The following is a 4,590-nucleotide window of genomic DNA, read 5'->3' on the forward strand; positions in this document are numbered from 1 at the left end:
GTAAATCTTTATTTATTTCTCTGAATTTCGCTTGATATCCTGTCTGTATACGAATATCTTTTACGATTTTATCCCCTGCGAACTCATTTATCTTCTTGATCAGCGTGCGTTTCATCATCAGAACTTGATGTGACCATACCGAACTGTCAGCATGTACGGTGAGTGTTCCACGTGAAAACTTGCCGCAAGATACGTGTCTTGCCACATCATCTCCCACGATGTCTTTCCAATAGTATTTGACCGATTGTTCAATATATTGTTTTTTCATGGCTTTCGTTTTAAATGATGAAAGCAAACTGTCTTTAATCGGAGATAGCATGAGAATCCATTAACGCTCCATTCTCAATATAGTAATACTTCCCTATTTTAAAATCAGGGAAATATTTGCGGTCGGTCGCAGTGATAAAGGTCTGTATTTTTTCTTTTATAAATAATAATAATTGAGAGCGTCGTTCATAGTCAAGTTCGCTCATCACGTCATCGAGAAGCAAAATAGGATACTCTCCGATCTCCGACTTGATATATTCAAGCTCGGAAAGCTTCATCGACAAGATGCCCGTGCGCTGCTGCCCTTGCGAGCCGAACGTTTTAAGATCGATACCGTTGACTTCTATCTTGAGGTCGTCGCGATGCGGACCGACACTCGTACTGCCCCTTATGATATCGAGCTGATGACGTTTTTTCAGTGATGCAAGATACCACTCAGCAGAAGGTATCTCCCCTTCTTCCAGTCCGTGCACGACATATGATATCTTGAGGCTTTCTTTTTCCTGCGTCAATCGTCTGTGCATCAGATTGGCAAGCATCGACAGCTTATCTACGGCTTCTTTTCGCTTCGTGACGATACGATGCGACATGACAGACAGCTGTTCGTCCCAGATATCGAGCATATCACTTTCCATATTCGATTCGCGCAATTTTTTGAGCATCGCATTTCTTTGCTGGACGATCTTGTTGTATTTGACAAGCATCTCATAATAGACACGATTGGCCTGCGATATCTCGATATCGAGGAATCTTCTTCTTTCCTGCGGAGCGCCTTTGATGAGCATCAAGTCTTCGGGTGAAAACAGCACGACATTGAGCGCACCCATTACCTCATTCGGCTTGACTTTCAGACCGTTATAGACGATCTCTCTTCGTTTATCTTTTTGGAACAAAAAAGACAGTTGATTATCAACCCCCATACGCGAGAAGTCTATCTGCACTTTCGCCTGTGTTTTATCCCAATGGATAAGCTCCTGATCGTTGTGCGTACGATGTGATCGACCGATAGCCGCATAATAGATGGCCTCTAATATATTTGTTTTCCCTTGGGCATTATGTCCCAAAAAGACGTTGATATTATCTTCGAATGATATCGTCAAATAAGGATAATTCCGATATTGATATAGTTTTAAATGATTGATCTTCATCGCAGTATCCTTTTATTCTTGAGCGATCTTGAATTCTCCCACATCAACGATCTTAAGAATATCGCCGACGTGAATCTGTCTGCGTTTTTCCGTAACGAGCGCACCGTTTAAATACACCATTTTATCATCCAAAAGAAAACGGACTTGGCCGCCCGTTTCGATGATACCTTCTTTTTTCAATAGCTGATCGAGCTGTATTTTTTCTGTTCTGATCGTGATCGTTTCCATCATAATATCTCCTTATCTGCGTACCGGTGTTACGATATAAACGTAATCTTCCGATCCTTCCGGTCTGATTCTAATGGGAGTCAATGTTTGATTGAGAGATATCTCTGTTTTTTCTGTATAAATATTCTTTAAGATATCGCTGACATAGTTCGAATTGATCGCTACATAGATCGGATCGCCTTCTATACTACAGTTCACATATTCATCCGATGCGCCGACATCCGGGTTGCTCGAATAGATATGTATCTTATCGTCTTCAAAGTCGAATTTGATAACATTGTAATCACTTTCGCGTGCGATAAGCGATACACGAGCGACAGCATCCGCGAGTTCTTTCGTATCAACGAGTACATTGGTATTGAATGTTCTCGGAATGACACGTTTGTAATCCGGGAATTGGCCTTCGACAAGACGAGAGATCAAAAATACTCTGTCAAACGACAAGCAGATACGATTGCGTTCATAGCTGATCGTGATATTTGTCGGCAGATCATCCGACAAGATCGTCGATACTTCTTTGAGCATCTTGCCCGGTACGAGCATCGTGAGCGGCGACTCGACAGGACTTACACGGTCTTTTTTAAATGCAAGACGGTGCGTATTCGTTGCCGCCATCGAAACGGTATCTCCGCTAAACTCGAGGCAAACGCTGCTGAAGATCGGGCGCGTATCGTCTTGTGCGCAAGCAAAAACGGTCTTCTTGATAAGGTCTTTAAATACGACATCTTTTACGACGAACGAATTGATACCCGTGAGCGGTTTGAATGTCGGAAAATCGTCCGCATTCAGCGTAACGAGCGTGCAGGAAGAATTGCCTGCTTTAAGGATGGCATTATTTTCCTTATTATTCGTCGTGATGGTGATAACATCTCCCGGCATCTTGCGAACGATCTCGCTGAAGAATCTGGCAGACAAAACAGCGACCCCTGCCTCTTCTACCGTTGCATCTAAGGATGCGCTGATGTTGATCTCGATATTGGTTGCTTGTAATTCGATACTGCTTTCGGTCGCTCTGATGAAGATACCACCGAAAACAGGGCTTATATTGATATTACTTTTGGAAGAAACTGCTTTTTGTACGATCTGAATGGCATGTACAAGTTCTTCTCTCGAACAGGTGAATTTCATTCGCTCTTCCTCCCGATATTCTGATATGATGATATTTTTTTATATATAAAGGGGTTAGCCGTAGTATTAGTAGGGGCTGTGATTTTGTGTATAACCGGTCAAAACACTTGTCAACACAAGAAACTTGATTGTTGATAAGTTGTAGATAAACAAGTTTTATTTTGCATGTTTTACACACTGTTCCACAGAGATCGGTTTATACACAAGATACGAACAATTCTGTGTACAGGGTTATCCCCTAGTTATTCTCAATCAAGTTGATAAGTTCTTTGACGGTATTGTCAAGCTGACGGCTTTTTGTTCTTTCACTGCTGATCTTCGTGAAAGCATGTATGATCGTTGTATGGTCGCGACCGCCGAACAGTTCTCCGATATGAGGGAACGACTCTTCTGTCAGCTCTCGGCAGAGATACATCGCGATCTGACGCGGTACGACGACATTTTTCGTTCTTTTTTTACCTAACAGATCGTTCATCGTGATCTTGAAATATTCGGTCGTGATCTTTTGGATGAGATCGATCGTAATAGGAGGTTTTATATTATCGAGGAATATCTCTTTGAGTGCATCATCGGCGATCTTGGCTGTGATCTCATCACCACTTTCTAAGATCTCTTGTTTTTTGAGTGTTTCGATATAACCTTTTAAGCGGATGAGCGCGCCTTCCATCGTACGGACGTTGTTGTCGATACGGCTGGCGATGTAGATAATGATATTATCGGGAACGGTCATCCCCATCAATGCAACTTTTTTGCGTAAGATGGCAATACGTGTTTCAAGATCGGGCGGTTTGATATCGGCCGTCATACCCGATTCAAAACGGCTTTTGAGGCGTTCGTCGAGCGTCTGTACCTCACGCGGCTGACGGTCGCTTGTGATGACGATCTGTTTTTTTGCTTCGTACAGCGTATTGAACGTATGGAAAAATTCTTCCTGTGTACGTTCTTTATTTGTCAAAAACTGAATATCGTCGATAAGAAGTAAATCGATATTACGATATTTCTGGCGGAATGCTTCTGTCGAATTGTCGCGGATCGAATTGATAAGCTCATTTGTAAACTTTTCGCTCGAAGCATAGACGATCTTGGTATTCGGTTTTTTCTCAAGTATCTTGTGTGCGATCGCATGCAGAAGATGCGTCTTGCCAAGACCCGAGTTGCCGTAAAGGAAAAGCGGATTGTATATCTCGCCCGGTCGCTCGGCAACGGCTTGCGAGATGGAAAATGCGATCATCGTACTGTTGCCGCTGACGAAGTTGTCAAACGTATAGTTCGGATTGAGGAAAGACAAATCGGAAAATGTGTCCTCCTCCTCTTTTTTTACCGCGGGCGGTTTCGGCTGTGTAATAACGACAGGCTGCGGTGCGATATCCGACTGCTCTTCGGCTTTATCCTGCTCCACGATGATATGGAATTGAATATCTTTTTTCCAGATAGCATAGAGCGTATTGGTAATATTGTTGAGATAGCGACGCTCGATCCATTCTTTGACCATCGTTTTTTTCGTTTTCATCACAAGACAATTATTTTCAAAAGAAAACGGTTCGAGCTGCGCGATCCACACGGCGAATACCATATAATCTTTATCATTTTGAAGCTCTAATACGATCTGTTCCCAAATCTCATTCAGTTGTGCGGTATCCATGATAGTATGAGTCCTTTCCTAAACTTAGATATCCACAATCTCTTATCCACCAAAATTTATTTATCCACAAGTTTATAAACAAATGTGAATAATATTTTTGAGAGAAACGGTAAACAGAGATAAAAAAATACGGTGAAAGAATAAAAAATAGCGTTCGTATCACCGTAAACGCAAAAA

General features: G+C 42.2%; 5 protein-coding genes. All 5 read right to left on the reverse strand.

Going from position 1 to position 4,590, the window contains the following annotated elements:
- A partial coding sequence (locus IJN28_03640; GenBank protein MBQ6712868.1) for a DUF721 domain-containing protein occupies window positions 1-319 on the reverse strand: 319 nt, incomplete at its 3' end.
- Window positions 303-1,415 carry a DNA replication/repair protein RecF gene (recF, locus tag IJN28_03645; protein ID MBQ6712869.1) on the reverse strand — a complete coding sequence of 371 codons (1,113 nt, stop codon included), beginning with the start codon at window positions 1,413-1,415 and terminating at the stop codon, window positions 303-305. The genes IJN28_03640 and recF, both read right to left, overlap by 17 nt.
- Window positions 1,416-1,427: 12 nt before the next feature.
- Window positions 1,428-1,643 (reverse strand): RNA-binding S4 domain-containing protein, encoded by a 216-nt coding sequence (locus IJN28_03650; protein ID MBQ6712870.1) that lies wholly within the window; start codon window positions 1,641-1,643, stop codon window positions 1,428-1,430.
- Window positions 1,644-1,655: 12 nt separating this feature from the next.
- A complete protein-coding gene (gene dnaN / locus IJN28_03655) occupies window positions 1,656-2,771 on the reverse strand; it encodes a DNA polymerase III subunit beta (GenBank protein MBQ6712871.1) in 1,116 nt (371 codons plus the stop codon).
- 238 nt (window positions 2,772-3,009) lie between these two features.
- Window positions 3,010-4,413, reverse strand: a complete 1,404-nt coding sequence (gene dnaA / locus IJN28_03660) for a chromosomal replication initiator protein DnaA (protein MBQ6712872.1) — start codon at window positions 4,411-4,413, stop codon at window positions 3,010-3,012.
- Between the last annotated feature and the right edge of the window lie 177 nt (window positions 4,414-4,590).

The sequence above is a fragment of the Selenomonadales bacterium genome (assembly GCA_017442105.1).
In the GTDB taxonomy this organism is placed as follows: domain Bacteria; phylum Bacillota; class Negativicutes; order RGIG982; family RGIG982; genus RGIG982.

Excerpts from the sequence above, each read along its gene's own strand:
- recF (MBQ6712869.1), bottom strand. The coding sequence starts at position 1,415 with ATGAAGATCAATCATTTAAAACTATATCAATATCGGAATTATCCTTAT.
- IJN28_03650 (MBQ6712870.1), bottom strand. The coding sequence starts at position 1,643 with ATGGAAACGATCACGATCAGAACAGAAAAAATACAGCTCGATCAGCTA.
- dnaN (MBQ6712871.1), bottom strand. The coding sequence starts at position 2,771 with ATGAAATTCACCTGTTCGAGAGAAGAACTTGTACATGCCATTCAGATC.
- dnaA (MBQ6712872.1), bottom strand. The coding sequence starts at position 4,413 with ATGGATACCGCACAACTGAATGAGATTTGGGAACAGATCGTATTAGAG.